At 64.4% G+C, this 22,540-nt stretch carries 16 protein-coding genes; 7 read left to right on the top strand and 9 right to left on the bottom strand.

Annotated elements, in window-relative coordinates; all coding sequences use genetic code 11:
- Window positions 1–4 precede the first annotated feature (4 nt).
- From AC5RTB_RS13065 to AC5RTB_RS13050, 4 genes are read right to left on the bottom strand one after another with little or no spacing between them, the layout of a single operon-like run.
- Window positions 5–997 (bottom strand): GNAT family N-acetyltransferase, encoded by a 993-nt coding sequence (locus AC5RTB_RS13065; RefSeq protein ID WP_494061504.1) that lies wholly within the window; start codon window positions 995–997, stop codon window positions 5–7.
- Window positions 984–4,382, bottom strand: a complete 3,399-nt coding sequence (cydD, locus tag AC5RTB_RS13060; protein ID WP_494061503.1) for a thiol reductant ABC exporter subunit CydD — start codon at window positions 4,380–4,382, stop codon at window positions 984–986. Before cydD ends, AC5RTB_RS13065 begins: the two co-directional genes overlap by 14 nt.
- Window positions 4,379–5,401 carry a cytochrome d ubiquinol oxidase subunit II gene (gene cydB / locus AC5RTB_RS13055; RefSeq protein ID WP_494061502.1) on the bottom strand — a complete coding sequence of 341 codons (1,023 nt, stop codon included), beginning with the start codon at window positions 5,399–5,401 and terminating at the stop codon, window positions 4,379–4,381. The genes cydD and cydB overlap by 4 nt, the downstream gene beginning before the upstream one ends.
- Window positions 5,402–5,443: 42 nt before the next feature.
- Complete coding sequence (locus tag AC5RTB_RS13050) at window positions 5,444–7,018, bottom strand: cytochrome ubiquinol oxidase subunit I (protein ID WP_494061501.1); 1,575 nt, start codon at window positions 7,016–7,018, stop codon at window positions 5,444–5,446.
- A 208-nt stretch (window positions 7,019–7,226) separates the two neighbouring features.
- Here AC5RTB_RS13050 and AC5RTB_RS13045 point away from each other — a divergent pair, with 208 nt between their 5' ends.
- The gene (locus AC5RTB_RS13045; protein ID WP_494061500.1) at window positions 7,227–7,598 is read left to right on the top strand and encodes a BlaI/MecI/CopY family transcriptional regulator; all 372 of its coding nucleotides are present in this window, start codon (window positions 7,227–7,229) and stop codon (window positions 7,596–7,598) included.
- A gap of 6 nt (window positions 7,599–7,604) precedes the next feature.
- A complete protein-coding gene (locus AC5RTB_RS13040; protein ID WP_494061499.1) occupies window positions 7,605–8,579 on the top strand; it encodes a M56 family metallopeptidase in 975 nt (324 codons plus the stop codon).
- Between the two features lie 47 nt (window positions 8,580–8,626).
- On the opposite strand, the gene AC5RTB_RS13035 is transcribed toward AC5RTB_RS13040, so the two are convergent.
- Complete coding sequence (locus AC5RTB_RS13035) at window positions 8,627–10,723, bottom strand: DNA gyrase/topoisomerase IV subunit B (RefSeq protein WP_494061498.1); 2,097 nt, start codon at window positions 10,721–10,723, stop codon at window positions 8,627–8,629.
- Between the two features lie 239 nt (window positions 10,724–10,962).
- Here AC5RTB_RS13035 and AC5RTB_RS13030 point away from each other — a divergent pair, with 239 nt between their 5' ends.
- Window positions 10,963–11,187 carry a DUF7455 domain-containing protein gene (locus AC5RTB_RS13030; RefSeq protein ID WP_490892379.1) on the top strand — a complete coding sequence of 75 codons (225 nt, stop codon included), beginning with the start codon at window positions 10,963–10,965 and terminating at the stop codon, window positions 11,185–11,187.
- A gap of 126 nt (window positions 11,188–11,313) precedes the next feature.
- Here the strand turns inward: AC5RTB_RS13030 and AC5RTB_RS13025 are convergent, their stop codons facing one another.
- The 4 genes from AC5RTB_RS13025 to AC5RTB_RS13010 form a co-directional block, all read right to left on the bottom strand.
- The gene (locus AC5RTB_RS13025) at window positions 11,314–12,546 is read right to left on the bottom strand and encodes an RNA polymerase sigma factor (RefSeq protein ID WP_494061497.1); all 1,233 of its coding nucleotides are present in this window, start codon (window positions 12,544–12,546) and stop codon (window positions 11,314–11,316) included.
- 378 nt (window positions 12,547–12,924) lie between these two features.
- Window positions 12,925–14,172: a DUF4192 domain-containing protein gene (locus tag AC5RTB_RS13020; protein ID WP_494061496.1), complete on the bottom strand. Its 1,248-nt coding sequence runs from the start codon at window positions 14,170–14,172 to the stop codon at window positions 12,925–12,927.
- 95 nt (window positions 14,173–14,267) lie between these two features.
- Window positions 14,268–15,632 carry an MFS transporter gene (locus AC5RTB_RS13015; RefSeq protein WP_494061495.1) on the bottom strand — a complete coding sequence of 455 codons (1,365 nt, stop codon included), beginning with the start codon at window positions 15,630–15,632 and terminating at the stop codon, window positions 14,268–14,270.
- Entirely contained in the window at window positions 15,601–16,647 is a 1,047-nt protein-coding gene (locus AC5RTB_RS13010; RefSeq protein WP_494061494.1) for a proteasome assembly chaperone family protein, read from the bottom strand. The genes AC5RTB_RS13015 and AC5RTB_RS13010 overlap by 32 nt, the downstream gene beginning before the upstream one ends.
- A 268-nt stretch (window positions 16,648–16,915) precedes the next feature.
- On the opposite strand from AC5RTB_RS13010, the gene AC5RTB_RS13005 reads away from it, so the two are divergent.
- From AC5RTB_RS13005 to AC5RTB_RS12990, 4 genes are all read left to right on the top strand, one after another.
- A complete protein-coding gene (locus tag AC5RTB_RS13005; RefSeq protein ID WP_494061493.1) occupies window positions 16,916–18,466 on the top strand; it encodes a leucyl aminopeptidase in 1,551 nt (516 codons plus the stop codon).
- 173 nt (window positions 18,467–18,639) lie between these two features.
- Window positions 18,640–20,022, top strand: a complete 1,383-nt coding sequence (lpdA, locus tag AC5RTB_RS13000; protein ID WP_494061492.1) for a dihydrolipoyl dehydrogenase — start codon at window positions 18,640–18,642, stop codon at window positions 20,020–20,022.
- A gap of 124 nt (window positions 20,023–20,146) precedes the next feature.
- Window positions 20,147–21,928, top strand: coding sequence for a 2-oxoglutarate dehydrogenase, E2 component, dihydrolipoamide succinyltransferase (sucB, locus tag AC5RTB_RS12995; RefSeq protein WP_494061491.1), 1,782 nt, complete (start codon window positions 20,147–20,149; stop codon window positions 21,926–21,928).
- 146 nt (window positions 21,929–22,074) lie between these two features.
- Entirely contained in the window at window positions 22,075–22,506 is a 432-nt protein-coding gene (locus tag AC5RTB_RS12990; protein ID WP_494061490.1) for an OsmC family protein, read from the top strand.
- The last annotated feature ends 34 nt before the right edge of the window (window positions 22,507–22,540 follow it).

Here is a 22,540-nt window from a genome sequence, read left to right as displayed (position 1 = left end):
GGCGCTATTCCGGCGTCCCGAGATGCTTCTCGAAGGCCATCGACCGGCGGGTCGGCGTGTATCCCATGCGCTCGTACAGGCCGAGGGCGCCCGACGGATTCTCGGTGTCCACGCCGAGGCCGGCGTTTTCCATGCCGCTGGCCTTAAACCGGCGCATGGCTTCGGCAAGGAGTGCCGGTGCAAGGCGGCGTCCGCGCCAGTCGCGCCTCACGCCCAGGAGCTCAATGTAGCCCTCGTCGTGGCCGACGAGCTCCTTTGACTCAGGGTCATAGCTGGCGATCGCATAGCCCGCGACCTCACCGGACGAATTGTCGATCACCACAGGGCTCCACTCGGCCCGGAACTCGGGGTGCGTAACGGTGAACCGCCAGCTTTCCTCGTCGCGTGGTTCACTTCCCCAGTGGTCCCGGAATGCGTCGTTGTGGGCCAGGCGGATTGCTTCGGAGAGGTCGTCGCTGAAGGTCACGATCTCGAATTCCGGATCAAGATCGACTTCCGGAATATCCTCCGACAGATCCCGCGTCATTTCCGTGAACCAACGGACGATGATGCCGCCTTTGGACTCCATCAGCGCCCGGTGGCCCGGGTTCAGCTCTTCGACGTAGGAGCGGATGAAACCGCCCTCGACGCCGGCGTCCCTCAGCCGTTGCCGGGCGCGCGCGAAGTGCCAGTCATGAATCGAGCTGCCGATCCCTCTCCGCCGCCACGCAGGGTCGACACCTCCGAAGACGTGCACCAGTTGTGAACCGGGATTCGCGCTGATACGGCCGAATGCCCGGGGGGTTCCGTCCTCATCCAGGCCCAGAATCGTGTCCAGCTCAGGGTCGTTCTTCGACGCCTCAAGGACTTCCTCGAGATCGGCGCGCTGCTCGATCCAGTCCGGCTTGTCCGCGACGGCCATCCGGCGCAGCAGGGCTTCCCAGCCGTCGATGTCCGCGTCCGTTATTGCCCGCCAGCTCAGCTGCTGGTCGGTGGGTTTAAGCTCAGGCGTAGGCATGCTCCCAGCGTAGGTGATTGCCTGTATTGCGGGGGGAAAGTTCGACGCCGGTGTCACACCTGAGTGCCTCCGCCAGGTCGTGGGTGACGAGCAGAACAGGCCTGTCCCCCAGGCCGTTGCGCAGGTCGCGCATGAGCCGGCCGGCGCCGTCGGAATCCAGGTGGGCAGTCGGTTCGTCGAGGATGAGTGCCCGAGCGCGGGTCAACAGCGCGCGTGCCACGGCAAGGCGTTGCCGCTGTCCGCCTGAGAGCCGGCTCCCGCCGGGCCCGATCCTGGCATCCAGTCCTCCGGTGCGGTCACGTACGGCGTCGGCCAGTCCGACCCGGTCGAGCACGCGCCAGAGCTCACCGTCGTCGGGCAGGTCAGTTGGGTCGCAGGCGAGCAGAAGGTTCGCGCGCACGGAAGAGTCGAACAGGTAACCTTCCTGCGGGCACCAGGCGGCAGGAAGCGTGCCCTGCCCGGAATCCTGCGAAGCCTTGACCAGATACCTGCCGTGGTTCAGCGGGAGGAATCCAAGCAGTGCGCCGATGAGGGTGGACTTGCCGCTGCCCGAAGGACCGGTGAGCGCCGTCCAGGAACCGCTCCGCACCTCAAGAGTGACGCCCTCCACCACACGGGTGCCCGGCTCGTACCCGACGGCGGCGTCCACCAACGCGAGCGCGGGTGCTTCCTCTCCCCGCACGGTCTCCGGTGCACGCCCCGGGTCCGTCTGACCGTTCGCGGCGTGCCGGGACTCCAGGTTCGCGTCCAGTCTCCGCGTCACAGCGCCGAACGGGGCCCACTGCTGCATGGCCGCAACCCCGAGCACAAGCGGCTCGATGAGCGCAAGCTGCATGAGTACGACGACGGCCACCACCTCCGCGGACTGCCCGCCGGAGCCAGCGAGGATGGCGATCGCGGCGGCGGTGCAGCCGAGGATAACGAGCGCCTGCCCGGTGCCTGCTGCCCAAGAACTGCGCCGCAGCCCGCGGGCGGCGCGGGCTTCCAGCCGCGCGAGGCGGTCGAGGGTCCGGCCCGTGAGCCCGTTGACGGAGATGTCCCGCGATGCTTCGAGAAGACTGGTTGTTTCCGCAAGGGATGCCGCCCGCAGGCTAATTCCCGCCGCTCCTGCAGAACGTTCCGCGAGCAGTGCCGCGGCCGGGGCTGCCAGGAGCCCGACGGCGACGGCGAAGACCTGCCAGCCGATGGCGGAAGGCAGGAGAAGCGCCGTCGTTCCGATGGCAGCCAGGCCGGTCAGGACGGCGGTAAGCGGTGGAAAGACTGCCCGCGCAGCGGTGTCGCGCAGCTCGTCGATGTCACCCACAAGACGTTCGATACCTCCCGACCCGCGGGAAAGCGAGCGCCACGATTCCGCACGTCCCAGCAGGGTTTGCCATAGCCGCAGCCGGATAGCGTCGGCCGTCTGAAGGATGCTTTCATGCAGCCACAGGCGCTCGCAGTAGCGCAGCAGGGACCGGCCTATTCCGAAGAACCGCACACCGACAATGGCTGCCAGCAGATAGAGGATGGGTGGTTGCTCGGATGCCCGGACGATCAGCCACCCCGAGAGCGCGGTAAGCGCGACGGCGAAGACCGACGAGCCCGTCCCGAAGGCGAGCGCCGCGAGGAACCTTGGAGACCAGGGACGCACCAGGGCGAGCGCACGGAGAACGGTGTGCCGGTTCCGGCGGTTGTCCGACGGCTCATGCCCGTCCTGCTGGACAGGCGCCTCTACTGCAGTTGCGGGCTCTGCCTGTTTCTGCGCAGGGTCTCGGTCGAATGGAACACCAGAGCGACGATGCTGTCCGGCCTGCATCGCCGGGTCCACCGCTGACCCGAGGTCGATCGTCCGGTCGGCAAGGGCTGCGGTCTCGTCGTCATGCGCGATGAGCACAACCGTCACGGTTCCGCGCAGGTTATTGACGGTGCGGCGGATGATGTCGGAAGAGGCGTCGTCCACGTGCGCTGTGGGTTCATCGAGCAGGAGTGTTCCGCCGGTGGGCTGAATACGCAGCAGGGCCCTCGCCAGCGCAAGCCGCCGGAGCTCTCCCGGGCTCAACTCGCCCGTCGACTTGTCCAGCAGGTGCGTGCCGCCCACCCCGGCGAGCGCCAGCAGGAGCTTCTCATCGTCCGGGGCTGAACTGGCGTAGAAGGCGAGTTCTTCCCGAACGGTGTCCAGGAGCGGCTCCGGATGCTGCGGCACCCAGGCGAGTGGTCCAAGAATCGGTGTCACTGCTCCTGTTATCTGGAGGCCGGACTGTGGCATTCCGGCGAGCAGGCCCATTAGCGTGGACTTCCCGGAGCCGCTGGGTCCGCGCACCGCGGTGATGGTCCCCGGCACCAGCGTGAAGCTGAGGTTCTGGACAATCGGCGCCTCGGAGCCGTCGAAGCGGAGGGTGAGTTGTTCTGCCCCGGCGGGTGCGCCGTCGCGCTGAACCTGTGCCCGTCGGGGAGTCGGGGGGGCGTCGATGATGCCGCGCACGTTGCGTCCAACCTCAAGTCCGTCGTCGCTGGCGTGATGCGCGGCTCCCAGGTCCCGAAGCGGCAGGTAGCACTCCGGGGCGAGGATGAGGGCGAGCAGGCCGACCTCGAGTCCCACGTCACCGTGAATGAGGCGTATGCCGACGAAGACGGCCACTACGGCAACCGAGATCGTGCTGATGAGTTCGAGTGCGAGAGAGGACAGGAAGGCGATGCGGAGGGTTTCCATGGTGCGGCGTGAGTAGCCCGCGCCGATGTCCTGCAGCGCGCGTGTCTGGGCGCTGGCCCGGCCGAGGCCGACGAGTGCCGGCAAGCCCTTGGCCAGTTCCAGCAGGTGGTCCGACAGCCGGTCCAGCGATGCCCGCGCCTCAGCCGTGCGGTCCTGTGTGTGCCAGCCGATGAGCACCATGAATACCGGGATCAGCGGAATGGTCACCACGATGACGACTGCGCTGATCCAGTCGGCGGCGAGGATGCGCGCGCCGACCAGCAGAGGGACCACGGCGCAGGTGATCAGGGCGGGCAGGTACTGCGTGTGGTACTTGTCGAGGCCGTCGAGTCCGCGCGTGAGTAGCACGCTAAGCGCTCCCGTGCCCTGCTTGCCGCTTCCGGTACCGCCGTCGGTGAGCACCCGCTCGAGGGCTTCGCGGCGCAACTGCTCCTTCACACCGTGTGCGAGGCGCTGGGCGGTTCCCTGCTGTGCCCAGGCAGCACCGGCGCGGAGCACGGCGCCCGCAAGCCCGACCCAGAGCAATTCCACGGCGGGCACCAGGCCGCCCGCGAGTGCCGCAACGCCGCGGGCGATCGCTTCCGCGACCAGAATCAGGCCCGCCGCCTTGACCGCGGCGAGGACGCCCAGGACGTAGATGGGCCTTACCGGAACGGAGGCGCCCGCGGGTCCGCGGGCCAGCAACCGGTCGATCACAGCGGGCTCACGGAGTGCGCTTCGGGAATGCTCTGCTCAGTGACGCGCTTACGGAAGACCCAGTAGGTCCAGCCCTGGTACGCGAGCACCAGCGGCACGCCGAACGCCGCGATGATGCTCATCAGCCCAAGCGTGTAGGGCGAACTGGACGCGTTCTCGACCGTGAGGCTGAACGCCTCGTTGAGCGTGGACGGCAGCACAACCGGGTAGACCGAGCCGAAGATGCACGCCAGTGACAACGCAAGCGCAACTCCCAGCCAGATGAAACCCCAGCCGTCGCGCGAGGACCGCTCCGCAAACCACGACGCGGCGGCCGCGAGACCGGCACCAATCAGGGCGAGGCCCGTCCAGACGGTTCCGTCCGCGAGGAACACCTTCCCGGCCCAGAGCAGCAAGGGCACGACGGCGACGGGCAGCAGCCGCACCAGGAGCCTGCGTGCCCGCTCCCGGATGGGGCCGCCGGTCTTCAGGACCAGGAACGCCAGCGCATGGGCAATGCAGAACAGCACGACGGCGGCTGCGCCGAGGAGCGCGTCGAACGTCAGCCAGACGAAGGGTCCCCCCACCCGGTCGCCGTTCTCGTTGAGCGGCAGGCCGGTGGTCGTCAGTGCGAGGGCAGCACCGATTCCTGCCGCCGAGGTGAAAGAGCCGAAGAAGATCGCCCGGTCCCAACGGCGGCGCCAGCGGTCACTGTTCATCTTGCCCCGGTACTCGAAGGCGACCGCCCGGAAGATGAGCGCGAGGAGCACCAGAACGAAGGGCAGGTAGAGGGTGGAGAGCAGCGATGCGTACCAGAGCGGGAAGGCCGCGAGGGTGGCGCCGATGGCAGTCACGAGCCACACCTCGTTGCCGTCCCATACCGGGCCCACGGTGTTGAGGAGGACCCTTCGCTCCAGGTCCGTCCGTGCGAAGAGCTTCATCAGCATGCCGACGCCGAGGTCAAACCCCTCGAGGAAGAGGTAGCCGGTCCACAGCACTGCGATCAGGATGAACCAGATCGTGGGAAGCAGCTCGTTCATGCGCGGGGTTCCTTTCCGCGGGGTGGGATTAGGTTCGGGATGTCAGTAGGCGAAGGCGAGCACATCGTCGTCGTCCTTTCCGCGCGGGGAGCCGTCGTCGTCGCTGTGGGCGGCAAGTTCCGGCATCGCGGAGGCAACGCCGCCGCGCACGTAGGTGAAGAGCAGCTTGACCTCGACGACCAGCAGGACGGCGTAAACGAGGGTGAGCGCCACCAGGGAAAAGACGAGTTCGGACAGTGACACACCGGGCGATACCGCCGCGGCAGTGAACATGAAAACGCCGTCGATGCCGCTGGGATCCGGGTTAGGCGCAACGACGAACGGCTGGCGACCCATCTCCGTGAAGATCCAGCCTGCGGAGTTGGCTCCGAAGGGCGCGAGAATCCCGAACACTGCAAGCTGCATGAGCCGGCGCGATTCGGGGACTGTCCCCTTCCTAAGGATCCAGAGGGTGACCAGGGCAGCAAAGGCCGCCATCGCGCCGAAGCCGATCATGATCCGGAAGCCCCAGTAGGTGACCTCCATGACCGGGAGGTAGTCGACGGTCATCCCGGCGCGCTCGCCGTACATGGGGTCGTTGGGAAGGGTCTTCCCGTACTGCTCCTCGTATTCGGGCAGGAGCGTGTTGACCCCCTTGACCTCGGTGGTGAAATCGCCGTTCGCGAGGAAGGACAGTAGGCCGGGCACTTCGAAGACCGCGACAATGTCATCGCAGTTCTGGGAACCCAGGTTGCCCACTGACAGGACGGAGAAACCGGTGCCGTCGTGGCAGGCGGCCTCGGCTGCGGCCATCTTCATGGGCTGCTGTTCGAACATCAGCTTCGCCTGCAGGTCGCCCGAGACTGCCGTCCCGGCGAAGGACACAAGCGCGACGATGGCGCCGATCCGTGCCGAGCGCAGCCACACCTGGTGGTCCATGAGGCCGCGCGACCGGGAGTCATCCTTGCCGACGACCACCTTGCCGTCGTCGTCGACCGTGTCCAGGCCGTCGTGGCGCCGCTTCCAGAGGTGGTACCAGGCGATGCCGAGGAGGAAACCGCCGGCCACGGCGAGGGCACCGAATATCGTGTGCGTGAAGGCAACGAGCGCGGTGTTGTTGGTGAAGACTGCCCAGGCGTCAACCATGCGTGCGCGCCCGTCCACAAGCTCGACGCCGACGGGATGCTGCATCCAAGAGTTGGCCACGATGATGAAGTAGGCCGAGAAAACGGACGCCAGAACCGCCGCCCACAGCGAACCGAGGTGCAGCACCTTGGGCAGCCGCTGCCAGCCGAAAATCCAGAGGCCGAGGAAGGTCGACTCGACGAAGAACGCGAGCAGCGCTTCCATGGCGAGCGGTGCGCCGAAGACGTCACCGACAAAGCGGCTGTATTCGCTCCACGCGAGCCCGAACTGGAACTCCTGCACCAGTCCGGTCGCCACGCCCATGATGAAGTTGATGAGGAAGAGCTTTCCCCAGAACTTGGTCATGCGCAGGTAATGTTCCTCGCCTGTCCGGTACCACTGGGTCTGCATGACGGCGACAACCAGGCCGAGGCCGATCGTCAGCGGCACCATCAGGAAGTGGTAGACGGTGGTGATGCCGAACTGCCACCGGGCGACTTCAAGTGCTTCCACAGGTCCTCAATTCCACGAGCACAGGCGATGAGAGCTGTTTCTACATGCCGTAGAAGAGCATCTTCTACACATCGTAGAACAACTTCTGAGCACTCTTCTACATGGCGTAGAACCTTTCGGAAAAAAGTTGTAGATTAGAGGAGTTGGGACCGGCTTTGCGACCGCAATACCCGGTAGACCAGCGCAACACATGGACGAAGGAACAAGAATGGCTACGCTCGGTGAACTCGAACGCACAGTCATGGACCTGCTGTGGGGTGCCCCGGAGGCCTTGACCGCCAATGCTCTTCGTGATGCATTGGCGCTTGCCCCGGAAGGCACTGCGGAGGGCAAGGAACTCGCGGTGACCACTGTGCTGACCGTACTGTCCCGCCTGGAAAAGAAGGGCCTGGTGGAGCGTGAGCGGGACACCCGCCCGCACCGCTACCGCGCGGTGACCAGCCGGGAAGATCACACCGCAGAACTCATGCATGAGGTTCTGGTGACTGCTCCGGATCGCGAAGCAGTCCTCGCACGCTTCATCGGCAGCGTTTCCGAGAGCGAGGCCCGTACCCTCCGGCGGCTCCTGGGCAGCAACTAGCACCCGATGTTCTGGGCCTCCCACTTTCTGGCCACGCTTGCCGTGGTTCTGGCGTGGCCTGCCCCGATCGCCCTCTCAAGGGCGCAGTGGCCCTCGCGGTCGCCGTTCACCGCCATGATTCTGTGGCAGGCGATCGCCCTCGCCGGCGGCCTTTCGATGATCGGCGCCATGCTGGTCTGGGGACTCGAGCCGCTGGGAGACAACCTGCTTCAAGCGTTACGCGGGCTCTGGGACATCCTGGTGAACAATCGACCGGCAGACACTCTCGGGCTGGTTCATGTATTCGCCCTCAGTGCGGCGACCCTGCTGACCGCGCATCTTGTCTTCACGCTGCTCATCACCTATGTGCGGATCACGGGACAGCGACGGCGGCACCGCAATCTGCTGAACCTGCTGAGCTCACCCTCGCACTCGAATCCGTCCACCCTCGTGATCAAGCACCCGACCCCCGTCGCCTATTGCCTGCCCGGTGGCGCCCGTTCTGTAACGGTCCTCTCGGACGGATTGATGGGGTTGCTCTCGGAGGAAGAACTGCGGGCGGTACTGGTACATGAACGTGCCCACCTGAGCCAGCGCCATCATTTGTTGCTGTGGGCCTTTGCAGCGTGGCGCTCCGCCCTGCCCTGGCTGCCGACGTCGCGGCTCGCCCAGCGGGCAGTCAATGAGCTCATTGAAATGCTCGCCGACGACGAGGCAGTCAAGCAGGTAGACCAGGAAACCCTCGTCGGCGCGATCGCGATAGTGGCTACCGGGTCGCACGGGCCGGCGCCTGTTGCTCCGAAGCAGCCGCTGCCCGAGGGCAGCGTCGACCCGGACCCGGATCAGGAAGACGCCTCGCTCTCAACCGTTCGCCGGCTGCGCCGGCTGCTGGAACCCAAGCGGCCACTGTCCCCCGTGCAGTCTTTCGCCGCGCTAGCGACGTCGGCGCTGCTCCTTTTGGTCCCAACTGTGCTGCTGATCGCGCCGGGCCTCTTCGACTGACGGACCGCCTGCCGTCGCCAGGTGCTACGCGCCGGTTGTGTCGCCTCTCAGGCGTCGATGCGTTCGCGATCCAGCGACGCAGCTCCAGCGACTATGAAGTCTTTCCGCGGAGCGACATCGCTGCCCATCAGCAGGTCGAACACCCGTTCGGCAGCTTCGGCCTCCTGTATGCGCACCCTGCGCAGCGTGCGGTGGCGCGGGTCCATGGTGGTTTCCGCCAATTGACCGGCGTCCATCTCACCCAGCCCTTTGTAGCGCTGGATGGGCTCCTTGTAACGCTTTCCCTCACGTTCGAGCGTGGCCAGCAGCCTGTGCAGTTCCTGCTCCGAGTAGGTGTAGACGGTTTCGTTCGCCTTGCTCCCCGGATTGAGGATTTCCACCCGATGCAGCGGGGGGACGGCCGCGAAGACACGACCTGCATCCACGAGCGGGCGCATGTACCGGAAGAAAAGGGTCAGGAGCAGGGTGCGGATATGGGCGCCGTCCACGTCAGCGTCGGTCATCAGGATGACCTTCCCGTAGCGTGCTGCGTCGAGTTGGAAGCTGCGCCCCGATCCTGCGCCAACAACCTGGATCAGGGCTGCGCACTCGGCGTTGGAGAGCATATCGCCGACCGAGGCCTTCTGGACGTTGAGGATCTTCCCGCGAATAGGCAGCAGAGCCTGGTAGTCGGAGGACCGGGCAAGCTTGGCTGTGCCAAGCGCACTGTCTCCCTCAACGATGAAAAGTTCCGAACGCTCGACATCGTCGATGCGGCAGTCAGCAAGTTTGGTGGGCATGGAGGATGTCTCCAGCGCATTCTTCCGGCGCTGGGTCTCCTTGTGCACGCGCGCCGAAACACGCGACTTCATCTCGGCGACGACTTTCTCCAGGAGAAGCGCGGACTGGGCCTTGTCTCCGCGGGCCGAAGAATTCAGCTTGGCCAGGATCTGCGTTTCCACGACCTTCCCGACGATGGCCCGGACAGCGGATGTTCCGAGGATTTCCTTCGTCTGCCCTTCGAACTGCGGCTCGGCCAGACGAACGGTAAGCACCGCCGTGAGTCCGGCGAAGACGTCGTCCTTCTCCAGCTTGTCATTGCCTGCCTTCAGCTTGCGGGCATTGGCTTCGACTACCTTCCGGAAGGTCTTCAGGAGCGCCTGTTCGAATCCAGCCTGATGGGTTCCGCCCTTGGGGGTGGCAATGATGTTGACGAAGCTCTTGACCGTCGTGTCATAGCCGATCCCCCAGCGCAGAGCGATATCCACCTCGCAGTCGCGTTCGACTTCCGCGATCCGGCTGTGTCCCTGGTCGTCTAGGACAGGGACGGATTCCTTGAACCGACCGGAGCCGTGCAGCCTCCACACGTCGGTTACTGCGTGGTCGATGGCGAGGAATTCCACGAACTCGGAGATTCCGCCGTCGTGGTGGAACACTTCCTCCACCACGCCGTCGTGGCCGGGAAGCCCGCGCTCGTCCCGCAGCGTGATGCGCAGACCTGGAACGAGGAAGGAGGTCTGCCGCGCCCGTGCCTGCAGTTCTTCGTAGGAGAACTTGGCATCGGCAGTGAAGATCTGGCGGTCTGCCCAGTAACGGATCCTGGTACCGGTGACGCCCCGTTTTGTGGTGCCCACGATTTCGAGTCGGGAGCTGTCGACGAAGGGAGAGAACTTCGCTGTCGGAGAGGGCTTGCGCTCGTCGGCGAAATTTCCGGGTTCGCCCCTGCGGAAGGACATCTGGTAGGTCTTGCCGCCCCTGTCCACCTGCACGTCGAGGCGGGCGGAGAGGGCATTGACCACGCTGGCGCCGACGCCGTGGAGGCCGCCGGATGCGGTATAGGAGCCGCCTCCGAACTTTCCGCCGGCGTGGAGCTTGGTGAAGACCACCTCAACGCCGCTAAGCCCCGTCTTGGGTTCCGCGTCTACGGGAATTCCGCGCCCGTCGTCGTGCACTTCCACCGAGCCGTCGGCATGGAGGATGACCGTAATGCTTTGTCCATGGCCTGCCAGGGCCTCATCGACGGAGTTATCGATGATCTCCCAGAGGCAGTGCATGAGGCCGCGGGAGTCAGTGGAGCCGATGTACATACCCGGGCGCTTGCGTACCGCCTCAAGACCCTCGAGTACGGAAAGATGGCGGGCTGTGTATTCAGAGCTGGGGGCCACTTCCTTGGAAACTCCTTGGGATTGCGGTCTATCTCGGGGTGGTCTGCGCGACGGGAGCGGCGCGCCGTACCAAGCATATTCTGTCGTTTGCCCTAGTAACGGCAGGCTTGCCGGGCCGATCAGGACGCGCTTTGACCGCGCGCGCGACGATACGCGCTCAGCGAAAGCACACCCAGCTTGCGAAGAAACGGCTACGAATAGTGGTTATATGAACTACAGGAACCACTAAGGAGGCATCCATGACAACAGCTACAGCAACCCGCGAGCTGACCGCACTGCATCGTTGTGACCGGTGCGGGGCCCAGGCGTATGTGCGCGCAGTCCTTCAGTCCTCCGGTGGTGAGCTTCTCTTCTGCGGCCATCACGCACGCGCCGTGGAGAGCACTCTCCGTCCGCAGACTTCGGAGTGGCAGGACGAAACTGCCCGGTTGACCGAGAAGTCCCAGAGCGCTGTAGAGGCTTAATCGCGCATCGTAGTGGGAGCCTCCTACTGGATGGCACAACATACAGGAAGAACCCCCTCCTCGGAGGGGGTTCTTCCTGTATGTTGACTGTTCCAGGCCCCACGCGGGTTCCCGGTCCGGAGGTTTTTAGTCGAGGTAATCCCGCAGAACCTGGGACCGCGACGGATGCCGCAGCTTCGACATGGTTTTGGACTCGATCTGACGGATGCGCTCACGGGTGACGCCGTAGACCTTGCCGATTTCGTCGAGGGTCTTGGGCTGACCGTCGGTCAGGCCGAACCGCATCGCTACCACGCCGGCCTCCCGCTCCGACAGAGTATCGAGGACGGAGTGGAGTTGCTCCTGCAGGAGGGTGAAGCTCACGGCATCAGCGGGAACGACAGCCTCGGAGTCTTCGATCAGGTCGCCGAACTCTGAGTCGCCGTCTTCGCCCAGCGGGGTATGCAGCGAGATGGGTTCACGGCCGTACTTCTGGACTTCCACGACCTTCTCGGGGGTCATGTCTAGTTCAAGTGCCAGCTCTTCGGGGGTCGGTTCCCGGCCGAGGTCCTGCAGCATCTGGCGCTGAACGCGGGCCAGTTTGTTGATGACCTCAACCATGTGAACCGGAATACGGATGGTTCGGGCCTGATCGGCCATGGCACGGGTGATCGCCTGGCGGATCCACCATGTTGCGTAGGTGGAGAACTTGAAGCCCTTGGTGTAGTCGAACTTCTCGACCGCGCGGATGAGGCCAAGGTTGCCTTCCTGGATCAGGTCCAGGAAAAGCATGCCGCGGCCGGTGTAGCGCTTGGCCAGCGAGACGACCAGACGGAGGTTCGCTTCCAGGAGGTGGTTCTTGGCGCGCTTTCCGTCATGGATAACCCATTCGAGTTCACGACGCAGTTTCGGGTCGATGTTCTCGTTCGCCGCAAGCTTCTCTTCGGCGAAGAGACCAGCCTCGATGCGCAGGGCCAGATCCACTTCCTGCTCAGCATTGAGCAGTGCTACCTTGCCGATCTGCTTCAGGTAGTCCTTGACCGGGTCCGCGGTGGCGCCTGCGGAAACGACCTGCTGCGCGGGCGCATCGTCGTCGTCAGCGTCCGAGTAGACGAAGCCGCTGCCGGTGGGTGCTTCCGCAACCTCCGGCTCTGCTGCCTCCGTGTCTGCACTGTCGACGTCCGCGGCGCTGGGCTCGATCTCCTGCTCGGGAAGATCCTCCGCTGGAGCCTTCGTGTTTACGCTGCCCTCGTTTGCCGCGCGCTTGGCACCGCGCGCGGTAGCGGCCTTCGACGCCGGTTTAGCGGCGGAGGCTTTGCGCTTGGTTGCAGTTGTACCGGGTTCTGTTAACACCGGTGCTGTTGTCTTCTTGGCCGACACTCAAGAACCTTTCATACGGCGGTTTGCGGCGCCACCAAGGGGGCAACACCACTATGACCCTGTCAAGTCCGTGTTTGAATTCAGACCCATCTTCGGAAACTGTTGATACACACAACAGCTCCGCCGAGTGCGCTATTCCCTTGCGGAGATGCAGTGGTGTGAACCCTACATCCGCAGATCTGCTGCGCGTCGATCTGAAACACGAACCCAACCGGGTCTCGGTTCCATTGTCGCACGCTTTGCGGACGGCACGTAATTCCTGAAGATAGGATCGGGGGCACGGGCGTTGGCGTATACGGGCCGCGGCGCAGCCCGCGACACGCGGGCGGTTCCCATGTATGCCGGATAGTTCACATATGTGCCGGCTGTTCGGCCCGCTCAGGCGGCGCGGCGGGAATCGGAAGTCCAGGCGGTTTCGCGTCGGCGAGCCCAGGGAGCGAGTGACCCGGTGCCGACCAGGGCCAGCAGGAGTTCAGCGAGGGTATATCCAGGAGTCTCTTCCAGTGCCTCCTGGAGGTAGTGGTGGGCACGGGAGCCCCTGCCGCGTGCCCACTCAAGCCAGCCGAGGATGCTGAGGAGGGCAGACCGCGACTGCCCGCTCGCTACGGTTGTCAGCCTCAGGAAGAGGGCATGTGCTGCATCCAGACGATCCCAGTCGGGTGCGCTGAGCGTGGCTAGGAACACCTCGCGGAAGAGGTAGGCGGGATTGCCGGCAGCCTCGGGCTCCACGGCGGCCTGCTCCGCGGCTTCACCCGCATGCAGACCCTTCTTCACCACTTCGCATGCCTCGGGAAGTTCCACCTCCTCCGGGTGCGCCGGCAGGACACCGGCTTCGACAGCCGCCGCCTGGGCAGCGCTGAGACCGGCGGCGGCCAGCACGATGACGCTGTCGCGCACGGGAGCGCTGGCCAGCCCGGCAAGGAGAAAGGCAAGCACTTCCGGCGCTTCCCCGGCGCTCCCGGCGTCCCCCGCATCCGTGATCAGTGCATCCCAGAGAGCAAGGCAGTCACGGCCCAGACTGGACCTGTCCCACCTGCCGTGCCACCGCTCCATGTAGGCGGAGGTGAGTCTGTGGATCTCTTCGTTGTGAACGGCGTCGACTGAGCCCACGGCCGCTTCGAGCGATTCGGCGTAGGTGCTGCCCTGGAAGACCAGCTCAGCGTTGAGGATGCTCTCAGTGATGTGGGTAAGAGGGTGGCCCGGCCAAGGACAGCAGGAAGCGTCCTCGCAGAAGTAGTCGCGCCAATGGGTGGAGCTGACCAGCCACCCGTCCAGCAGGGCCAGGCCGGCGGTGTCGAGGACCAGATCAAGGCAGTGGATCATCGGAGCGTGTGGCGGCGAATCAGGCTCGACCCATGCGGTGTCGGTGTAGATGACCATCAATACGCCGTCGGCCGACGAATCGGACTCGAGGTAGTCCCGCACTGTTGCTGCGTAGTCCAGCGGATCCGTGTCCGGGGACGGAAGGTCCAGACGGAGGGTGGCACCGACGCGCTTGCCTGACATGGTGAGGAACACCAGGCTTTCGCGCGGCTGGAAGCCGAGAATGTGCGGGACGTAACTGAGGATATCGGCGGGAGTGCTGACCTTGATGGGTGCGTCGGAACGGGATGCGTTGGCTGTCATGGTTACGACTCTGATACCGCAGCCGGCACCGGTGGCGCTGTTGCTGCGCTATGTGGGTAAGCGCCACGAACTGAGCCGGTGTGGAGGAAGGGTCGCTACCTGCGGGCCTCGCGGCGTCGTCGTAGTTCTCTTGCTATCGCCTGCCGAAGCGGGGGCACAACGATTGATTGGCGCGCCAACTGGGCACGAACACGGCGACGGAGCACCACAATCGCGACCGTACCGATTCCCAGGACCAGGAACTGCACCGAAAACGCGATCCTGAAGGAATCAAGGGCATACAGGTCGCCATTGGAGAAGCCGCTTGCCAGCAGCACATCGAGAATGAGTCCGACGGCGAACATTGTGAGAAGGGCGGCTGTGAACCCACCGATATTGACGATGCCGGTTGCCGTCCCTAGCCGGGACGCCGGATTGAACGTGCGGGCGAAGTCGAAGCCGATCATGGATCCAGGTCCCCCGACCGCCAGGGTCACGACCAGCAGCACCAGCAGCCAGACGGGTGCGCCACCCGGATAGGTCAGAACCACAAGCCAGGCCAGTGCGGTGACCGCCGTGATCGCCAGGACCATGGTCGAGCGGCGCAGCGGGTGCCTGGCAACGTAGACGCCAAGAAGCGGACCGCAGATCATGCCGACCACTACGAAGAGCGTCATCAGCAGTGAAGCCGTCGGGGCCGCGAGTTCCTGCGCACTCACCAGGTACGGGTAGCCCCAGATGAGGACGAAGACCGTTCCCGAGAACTGCGTCGTGAAGTGGCACCACAGGCCGAGGCGGGTTCCCGGTTGTTTCCATGCCTCGGACAGGGAGACGCCGGTCTGCCGCAGGGATATGCGGTTTCGCTGGTCGTTTCCTTCCGGGTGATCACGGATCAGTGTCAGGCCAAGCACAGCGGCGAGGATGCCAAGCCCGGCCGCAGAGAGAAATGCGCTGCTCCATCCCGCGACCTGCAGTATGGCGAGGAAGGGTACGACACTGAGGATCTGTCCGAACTGCCCGAGGATGCCTGTCAGTTGGGTCAGCACCGGAATCTTCGGCGTTTCAAACCAGGCAGGAAGCAGTCTGAGCACCGCGACAAACGTCATGGCGTCGCCGCCACCGACCAACAGGCGTCCAACGATTCCCGCCGTGATGGACTCAGCGAAGGCGAGCTGGGTCTGTCCCAACGCCATCAGGATGGCGCCGCTGACAATCATGATGCGCGGGCCGAACCGGTCCACCAGCACCCCTACCGGAATCTGCATTCCTGCGTACACCACGAGCTGCGCCACAGTGAAGACAGCCAGGGCGGACGCCGTGGCGTCGAAACGTTCGGTTGCCTCAATACCCGCTACCCCAAAGGAAGTGCGCTGGGTCACCGCGATCAGGTACGCCAGGACACCGGCGCCCCATACCACCCAGGCACGCCGGCCCGTCCGGTGTTCCGAATCAGTCCCCAGTCCGTTCCCCTCCGTCTTCACTGGGTGCCGGGGAACTGTCGTCGTCCGTGGTAGGTTCGGAAGCCACGCTGCCAGGCTCGGCATTCTTATTTTCGGCTGCACTGTTCAGCGTCTCGGCGAGCTCGTCGGCTGCGCGCGGTCCGGCCAAGAAGGCCTCAACGTCTGCTGCGAGCTCCTCGGCGCTGGCCAACTCCATGTTCTGCTTGACCAGCAGGGAACGCCGGGAGCCATCCGAATGCTCGTCGTAGCGCTTCTCCAGCGAGGACACGACCCCCTGTACTTCGGCTGAATTGTCCACCTGCCGTGTGATCTGCCGCTCCACGTCCCGGCCGGCTTCCCGCATCCGGTCGGTGGGCAGTACGCGTCCGATGGAAGCGCCCAGGTACTCGAGGGCAGTCACCGCGGCGGGCGGGTACTCGGCCTCCGCCAGGTAATGCGGCACGTGCACCACGTAACCGACGACGTCGTGTCCCGTCTCCGTGAGCCGCAGTTCAAGGAGATGGCCGACAGAGGACTGCAGCTCCGCGGTGGGTTTCCAGGCGGTTCCCATCCCCTCGATGAGGTCGTCCCGATTGCCGTGCACCGTCACGCCGAGCGGGCGCGTATGGGGAACTGGCATGGGAAGCGAATGGACCCATGCAACCAGCGGCACCTCAAGCAGGGAGATCAACTGTCCGACGGCGGCGCAGAATCTTTCCCATTGAAGGTCCGGCTCCATGCCGCTCAGCAGCAGAAACCTCTCCCCCAACCCGTCTTGAAGTACCCGAAGCTCAAGCGCCGGCGGCTGGTAATCCCTTAGATGGTCCTGCTCAAAGGTGATGCGTGGGCGGCGACTGCGGTAGTCGATGAGTTGGTCGGTGTCGAAAACCGCCAGCACCTCATTGTCAAGCGAACCCAGCAGCTCATCGCGGACTTGTGCGACCACTTGGCCGGCATCGACGAAACCGGTGAACCCGGCGATCAGTGGAAGTCCCCGCAGTGTCGGATCTTCGCTGATTGAGTTGCTTACGTTGTAAAGGCTTCGCGGCTCCAACATTGCTTCCTCCTCAGCTCAGGTCAATAGAATCGCCGCCGATGCCGCGATGCTTCTTCACAGTAGGTACCACTCTGGTTGTCAACCCTAGTTGATCGCCTGTAGATCTCGGTTGTGTAACACCCCCGCAGCTCGTACTCATTCCCCAGAACGCGCCCATGGGACGCATGTCACAGGGTGCGGCTACGATCGGTAGGAACGCCAAAAGGGTGGCGAAAACCCGCACGCCCGTGCAGCAACCTCCGACCATCGGAAGCGAGGACGAACCTTCGTGAGCAATACCCGCGACATTCACCTGACCGCAGTCTCCCGGGATATCAAGAAATCCGCGTGCGAGGTGCTGGTGATCGGCACCGCCCAGAGCCCGGACGGTCCGGTACTTCTGGACAGCCCACTCTCGGCGAAATCCGCCCGGGCGCTGACCGATACCCTCCCGTCGCTGGGAGTCACTGGAGCAGCTGACGAAGTACGCCGTTTTCCCGGACTCCCCGAGACCGGCTCAGACGTGCTGGTCCTTGCCGGCACCGGACGCACCTCTGCCGGCACCCCGCTATCCGACGAGAGCCTCCGCCGTGCGGCTGGAGCCGCCGCGCGTCAGCTGGGCGGCGTGGAAAGCATTGCCGTTGCCCTTCCCGCAGCCACCGTTGAGCAGGCCGCTGCCGTAGCCGAGGGCATCCTGCTCGGCAGCTACACCTACACGGAGCACTACACGGCAGTCGGTGGGAAGGCCCCGCGGCCCTCGGCCAAGACCCTCTCGCGTGTCACCATTCTGACTCCGGCTGCTGAGGACCGTTCGCTGCAGGCAGCCCTTGACCGTGTGGAGGCGCTCGTGCGCGGAGTCAATGTGACCCGCACCCTGGTCAACCAGCCGCCGAGCCACCTCTACCCCGAGTCGTTCGCGCAGTTCGCACGGGACCATGTCAAGGGCCTGCCCGTCAAGGTGACCGTTCTGGACGAAAAGAAGCTTGAGAGGGACGGCTACGGCGGAATTCTTGGCGTTGGCAAGGGCTCGTCCCGTCCGCCGAGGCTCGTCAAGCTGGAGTACACCCCCGCCAAGTCGAAGATCAACCTCGCGCTGGTGGGCAAGGGGATCACGTTTGACTCCGGCGGACTGTCCCTGAAGCCCGGTGCCGGGATGCAGACGATGAAGCTGGATATGGCAGGCGCCGCCGTCGTACTCACCGCGGTCGCGGCAATCGCCCAGCTCGGCCTCCCGGTGAGCGTCACCGGTTGGCTGTGCCTTGCGGAGAATATGCCGTCCGGCACTGCTCAGCGGCCTTCGGACGTGCTCACCACCTTCGGCGGCCGGACTGTTGAGGTGCTCAATACCGATGCCGAGGGACGCCTGGTCATGGCGGATGCGCTGGCGGCTGCCAGCGCCGAGTACCCCGATGCCATCATTGACGTAGCCACGCTCACGGGCGCTCAGATGGTCGCCCTCGGTAAGCGGGTTTCCGGGGTGATGGGTGATGACGGCGTCCGGGATGCTGTGAAAGCTGCCGCCGATCGGGTGGGTGAACAGTTCTGGCCCATGCCTCTACCAGAGGAACTGCGGCCTAGCCTTGACTCGACAGTGGCTGACATCGCAAACATCGGTGAGAAGTTCGGTGGCATGATGACCGCCGCGGTGTTCCTCCGTGAGTTCATCGGAGAAGTGGATGGGCAGAAGATTCCTTGGGCACACCTCGATATTGCGGGTCCTGCCTTCAATGAGGGGGGAGCCTACGGTTACACGCCAAAGGGAGCCACGGGCGTGGGAGTACGTACCCTCCTGGGCTACGTGGAGGACGTCGTCGAATGTGCCGGGAAGCAGTCCGTCTGAACCTGCACGCGCCGGGGTGAGACTCGACACATAGGGGTGTGCTTCACCCTTCATCAAGTGGCTGATGGTGTGATCTGGCGATAGGGTGAAGCCAGATCACACCAAGCATTCCGCCAGACATCAATTGACGCGCGAACCTAAGTGCGTCACCGATCACGCGAGGGAGCGTCCAAGTGGCCGATACGGCAACTGCGCAAGAATTCGACATCCTGATACTGGGCGGAGGCAGCGGGGGCTACGCCGCCGCTCTTCGCGCCGTTCAGCTCGGCTTCACTGTCGGGCTGGTCGAGAAGGCCAAGCTCGGGGGAACCTGCCTTCACAACGGATGCATTCCCACCAAGGCCCTGCTGCATTCGGCCGAGGTTGCAGACAGCGCGCGGTCGGCTGAGAAGTACGGCATCAAGGCCACCTTCGAGTCCATCGACATGACGGCAGTGAACGCCTACAAGGACGGCATCGTTGCCGGCAAATACAAGGGCCTGCAGGGACTTATCAAGTCCAAGGGCATCACCGTCATTGAAGGTGCAGGCCGGCTGACCGGCCAGAACACCATTGAGGTTGACGGCACCACCTACACCGGCAAGAACATCGTCCTTGCTACCGGCTCGTACTCGCGTTCACTCCCCGGTCTCGAAATCGGCGGCAAGGTCATCACCTCGGACCAGGCCCTCACCATGGACACCATCCCTTCAAGCGCGATCGTGCTGGGCGGCGGTGTTATTGGATGTGAGTTCGCCTCCGTGTGGAAGTCCTTCGGCGTCGACGTCACCATCGTTGAGGGCCTGCCGTCCCTGGTGCCCAACGAAGACGCCGTGATCGTCAAGAACCTCGAGCGCGCTTTCAAGAAGCGCGGCATCAAGTTCAACACCGGCACCTTCTTCGAGAAAGTCGAACAGAGCGACGACGGCGTCAAGGTCACCCTCGTCGACGGCAAGACTTTCGAAGCAGATCTGCTGCTGGTCGCTGTTGGCCGCGGCCCGGTCACGGACGGCCTGGGCTACGAGGACGCCGGCGTCACCCTCGACCGCGGATTTGTAATCACTGACGAGCGGCTGCACACGGGCGTCGGCAACATCTACGCTGTGGGCGACATCGTGCCCGGCCTCCAGCTTGCGCACCGCGGGTACCAGCAGGGCATATTCGTCGCGGAGGAAATCGCCGGGCTCAAGCCGGTCGTTGTTGAAGACATCAATATTCCGAAAGTCACCTACTGCGAACCGGAGATCGCCTCGGTCGGCCTCACTGAGAAGGCCGCCAGGGAGAAGCTGGGCGATGACAAGGTCGACACCCAGGAATACAACCTCGCGGGGAACGGCAAGAGCTCCATTCTTGGTACCGGAGGCATCGTCAAGCTGGTCCGCGAGAAGGATGGTCCGATCGTTGGCGTCCACATGATCGGCACCCGCATGGGCGAGCAGATCGGCGAGGCCCAGCTCATTGTGAACTGGGAAGCTTACCCGGAGGACGTGGCCCAGCTGGTTCATGCACACCCCACACAGAACGAATCGCTGGGCGAAGCGCACCTTGCCCTCGCCGGCAAACCGCTACACGGCTAACCGCAGCTTCCGCTGCCGCTCAGAGCTGCACCAACTTCATAAAGCATCACTGGCAACCTCACACCGACCGGCTGTTCCCGGTACCGGCGGTCGAAGGTAGAACGAACAAGGAGAACCGGACACCATGTCTGAATCCGTGAACTTACCGGCCCTGGGTGAGAGCGTCACTGAGGGCACCGTCACCCGTTGGCTCAAGCAGGTCGGCGACCGCATTGAGGTTGACGAGCCCCTGCTCGAGGTATCAACAGACAAGGTCGATACAGAGATCCCTTCCCCGATTGCCGGTGTCCTCGAGGAGATCCTGGTCGCCGAAGACGAGACCGCCGAGGTAGGTGCTCCGCTCGCGAGGATCGGCGACGGCTCGGGTGGTTCGGACAGTTCGGATGAAGGCGGGTCGGCTGCGGAGGCTCCTGCAGAGGAAGACGAGCAGGAGCAGCCGGCGGAATCCGCTGGACAGGGTGGCGAGGAAACAGCTGCCCCGGCCGCAGAGCAGCCCTCGGAATCCGGGGACAGCGACGGCGGCGGACAGGGAACCGAAGTTACTCTGCCCGCGCTCGGAGAAAGCGTCACCGAAGGAACCGTCACGCGTTGGCTCAAGGCGGTCGGTGACGAGGTAGAGGTTGACGAGCCACTCCTTGAGGTTTCCACCGACAAGGTAGACACCGAGATTCCCTCTCCTGTTGCCGGAACGCTGCAGGAGATCCGGGTCAACGAGGACGAGACCGCTGAAGTGGGATCTGTTCTCGCTGTGATCGGGTCCGGCAGCGCCGCTCCGGCGCAGGCTGAGCCGAAGTCGGCCGAGCCGGTTGCCGCCGCTCCGTCGACCGAGCGCGAGGAGCCGGCAGTTGAACCGGAGGCGGCGCAGGCCGAGTCCCAGCCGGAACCGGCCAAGAGCTCCGAGCCTGCTCCTGCCGAGGAAGCTCCGGCACCCGCGGCAGCGCAGAAGCCGCAGGAGGAGTCCTCCGGAACGGACTCCGTATACGTCACTCCCCTGGTCCGCAAGCTCGCCAACCAGCACGGCGTGGATCTCGGATCGGTCAAGGGCACGGGCGTGGGTGGACGCATTCGCAAGCAGGATGTCCTCGAGGCTGCCGAAGCCGCGAAGGCCCCGAAACAGGACACGCCAAGTGCTGCCCCAGCCGCTGCGCCGTCCGCACCTGCTACTGCTCCGGCGGCTTCCAAGCTGCGTGGCACCGTAGAGAAGGCTCCGCGCATCCGCCAGACCATCGCGCGGCGCATGCGGGAGTCCCTCGAAGCTTCCGCACAGCTCACCCAGGTGATCGAAGTCGATATGACTCGCGTAGCCCGCCTCCGCTCCAAGGCCAAGGACACCTTCCAGGCGCAGAACGGGGCCAAGCTGACCTTCCTGCCTTTCATTGCCAAGGCAGTGACGGAGGCCCTGAAGCAGCACGCCAAGCTGAATGCATCATTCGACGAAGAGGCCAAGGAAGTCACCTACCACGACGCCGAGCACCTGGCTATCGCGGTCGACACCGAGAAGGGCTTGCTGGTTCCGGTCATCAATGATGCCGGCAACCTCAATTTGGCTGGCCTTGCCAAGAAGATCGCCGATGTTGGTGCACGCACCCGCACCGGTCAGATCGGACCCGACGAGCTTTCCGGTGGGACTTTCACCATCACAAACATTGGCTCTGTCGGGGCTCTGTTCGACACTCCAATCATCAACCAGCCGCAGGTCGGCATCCTGGGAACCGGGGCCATCGTCAAGCGTCCGGTAGTGGTTACCGACGCCGACGGTGAAGACACCATCGCAATCCGATCCATGATGTACCTGTGCCTCACCTATGACCACCGTTTGGTGGACGGCGCAGATGCGGGCAGGTTCCTGCAGTCATTGAAGACCCGTCTTGAGGATGGGGCATTCGAGGCCGATCTCGGTCTGTAATCGCCACGTAAATGCAGAGAGCAGCGTTCCGGTTTCGCGGGGCGCTGCTTTCTGTCTTTCGCGTGGCTGCAAAGACTTCCCTATCGAACTGATGGGGAAACACCGGACGTTCCGTCCGGTGATTCAACCATTGAACAGGAGAACTCATGGCTACCGTACGCTCAGCACACACTGTCTGGACCGGTGATCTGCCCTCGGGATCAGGGCAGGTATCACTCGACACCTCCGGGGTCGGCACCCACGACGTCACGTGGAAGGCCCGGGCGGAGCAGGCAGGAGGCAAGACAAGCCCCGAAGAACTGATCGCAGCAGCGCATTCGGCATGCTTCTCCATGGCCTTCAGCCACGCGCTCGGCGGAGAAGGGAAGACACCTGACCGCGTCGAGACCAAGGCTGAGGTGGACTTCCAGCCCGGAGAAGGGATCACCGCCATCCGGCTCACCCTGAAGGCATCGGTTCCGGACCTGAGCGAGGAGGACTTCCAGCGCCTCGCGAACGAAGCGAAGACCGGGTGCCCCGTCTCCCAGGCCCTGGCGGCCGTCAAGAACATTTCCCTGGACGCAACCCTCGAGTCCTGATTTCCGCACCACCAGGCAATACACACGGCGCCCC

It is taken from the genome of Arthrobacter sp. M71 S08, from assembly GCF_059089725.1.
Note: the sequence above shows the minus strand (reverse complement) of the source record. Positions and strands in the feature narration are given on the sequence as shown.

Excerpts from the sequence above, each read along its gene's own strand:
- AC5RTB_RS13045 (WP_494061500.1), top strand. The coding sequence starts at position 7,227 with ATGGCTACGCTCGGTGAACTCGAACGCACAGTCATGGACCTGCTGTGG.
- cydB (WP_494061502.1), bottom strand. The coding sequence starts at position 5,401 with ATGAACGAGCTGCTTCCCACGATCTGGTTCATCCTGATCGCAGTGCTG.
- AC5RTB_RS13040 (WP_494061499.1), top strand. The coding sequence starts at position 7,605 with ATGTTCTGGGCCTCCCACTTTCTGGCCACGCTTGCCGTGGTTCTGGCG.
- AC5RTB_RS13020 (WP_494061496.1), bottom strand. The coding sequence starts at position 14,172 with ATGACAGCCAACGCATCCCGTTCCGACGCACCCATCAAGGTCAGCACT.
- sucB (WP_494061491.1), top strand. The coding sequence starts at position 20,147 with ATGTCTGAATCCGTGAACTTACCGGCCCTGGGTGAGAGCGTCACTGAG.
- AC5RTB_RS13065 (WP_494061504.1), bottom strand. The coding sequence starts at position 997 with ATGCCTACGCCTGAGCTTAAACCCACCGACCAGCAGCTGAGCTGGCGG.
- AC5RTB_RS13010 (WP_494061494.1), bottom strand. The coding sequence starts at position 16,647 with ATGTTGGAGCCGCGAAGCCTTTACAACGTAAGCAACTCAATCAGCGAA.
- AC5RTB_RS13030 (WP_490892379.1), top strand. The coding sequence starts at position 10,963 with ATGACAACAGCTACAGCAACCCGCGAGCTGACCGCACTGCATCGTTGT.
- AC5RTB_RS12990 (WP_494061490.1), top strand. The coding sequence starts at position 22,075 with ATGGCTACCGTACGCTCAGCACACACTGTCTGGACCGGTGATCTGCCC.